This is a genomic window from Faecalibacterium gallinarum (genome assembly GCF_022180365.1).
In the GTDB taxonomy this organism is placed as follows: Bacteria; Bacillota; Clostridia; order Oscillospirales; family Ruminococcaceae; genus Faecalibacterium; species Faecalibacterium gallinarum.
The window spans coordinates 1-949 of the sequence record NZ_BQKV01000082.1; the positions used below are offsets into that span (position 1 = coordinate 1).

General features: G+C 53.6%; 1 rRNA gene. It reads left to right on the forward strand.

The window, feature by feature from the left end:
• Positions 1-949, forward strand: a 23S ribosomal RNA gene (locus JCM17207_RS10435); the annotation flags it as partial.

The following is a 949-nucleotide window of genomic DNA, read 5'->3' on the forward strand; positions in this document are numbered from 1 at the left end:
GCCGCAGAGAATCGGCCCAAGCAACTGTTTACCAAAAACACAGGTTTGTGCTAAATCGAAAGATGACGTATACGAGCTGACGCCTGCCCGGTGCTGGAAGGTTAAGAGGAGATGTGCAAGCATTGAATCGAAGCCCCAGTGAACGGCGGCCGTAACTATAACGGTCCTAAGGTAGCGAAATTCCTTGTCAGGTAAGTTCTGACCCGCATGAAAGGCGTAATGATTTGGGCACTGTCTCAACAGCCCGCCCGGCGAAATTGTAGTACCGGTGAAGATGCCGGTTACCCGCGACAAGACGGAAAGACCCCATGGAGCTTTACTGTAGCCTAATATTGGGTTTCGATGTTGCATGCACAGGATAGATGGGACACTGGGAAGCAGGCGCTTTGGCGTTTGTGGAGTGGCCGTTGGGATACCATCCTTGCGATATTGGAATTCTAACCTGCGCCTTTGAAGCAAGGCGGGGGACATTGTTAGGTGGGCAGTTTGACTGGGGCGGTCGCCTCCTAAAAAGTAACGGAGGCGTTCAAAGGTTCGCTCAGCTTGAACGGAAATCAAGCGTAAGAGTGCAAACGCAGAAGCGAGCCTAACTGCGAGACTGACGGGTCGAGCAGTAACGAAAGTTGGAGTTAGTGATCCGGTGGTATGTGAGTGGAAATGCCATCGCTCAACGGATAAAAGTTACCCTGGGGATAACAGGCTGATCTCCCCCAAGAGTCCACATCGACGGGGAGGTTTGGCACCTCGATGTCGGCTCATCGCATCCTGGGGCTGTATTCGGTCCCAAGGGTTTGGCTGTTCGCCAATTAAAGCGGTACGCGAGCTGGGTTCAGAACGTCGTGAGACAGTTCGGTCCCTATCTGTCGTGGGCGCAGGATATTTGATGGGAGCTGTCCCTAGTACGAGAGGACCGGGACGGACGTACCTCTGGCGCACCAGTTGTTCTGCC